This is a genomic window from Paenibacillus sp. sgz302114, from assembly GCF_056120345.1.
The window spans coordinates 1-596 of record NZ_JBVYOI010000039.1 but is presented as its reverse complement, the minus strand read 5'-3'; the positions used below and the strand labels follow the sequence as shown (position 1 = coordinate 596).

3 tRNA genes and 1 rRNA gene are annotated in these 596 nt (G+C 49.5%); all 4 read left to right on the top strand.

Annotation, left to right across the window (positions count from 1 at the left end):
- Positions 1-188: ribosomal RNA gene (locus AC0LWF_RS27805) — 23S ribosomal RNA — on the top strand; the annotation flags it as partial.
- 91 nt (positions 189-279) lie between these two features.
- Positions 280-355 (top strand) — tRNA-Asn (locus tag AC0LWF_RS27800).
- A gap of 5 nt (positions 356-360) precedes the next feature.
- Positions 361-451: transfer RNA gene (locus AC0LWF_RS27795), tRNA-Ser, on the top strand.
- A gap of 5 nt (positions 452-456) precedes the next feature.
- Positions 457-531: transfer RNA gene (locus AC0LWF_RS27790), tRNA-Glu, on the top strand.
- The last annotated feature ends 65 nt before the right edge of the window (positions 532-596 follow it).

Sequence of the window (596 nt, the reverse complement as noted above, 5' to 3'; positions counted from 1 at the left end):
CAGGAGCATAGCTGGGTAGCCAAGTGCGGACGGGATAAGCGCTGAAAGCATCTAAGCGTGAAGCCCCCCTCAAGATGAGATTTCCCAGTACGTAAGACCCCTGAAAGACGATCAGGTTGATAGGTTCGAGGTGGAAGCGCAGCAATGTGTGCAGCTGACGAATACTAATCGGTCGAGGGCTTATCCTAAACAAGTGAAATCCAGCTAAAGCAAGAAACCTTCGCAAAGGTTCGTATCCAGTTTTCAGGGTGTTAAGATTTGCCCGAACATTCATATTGTTCCCTGATAGCTCAGTTGGTAGAGCACTCGACTGTTAATCGAGTTGTCACAGGTTCGAGTCCTGTTCGGGGAGCCATTTCTGGAGAGCTGTCCGAGTGGTCGAAGGAGCACGATTGGAAATCGTGTAGGCGCTAACCGCGTCTCGAGGGTTCGAATCCCTCGCTCTCCGCCAGATATGGCCCGTTGGTCAAGTGGTTAAGACACCTCCCTTTCACGGAGGTAACAGGGGTTCGAGTCCCCTACGGGTCACCATTAATTACCAGAAAAAAAGACTTGCATTCGATATTGTAATTGAGTTAAGATATTACTTGTCGCTG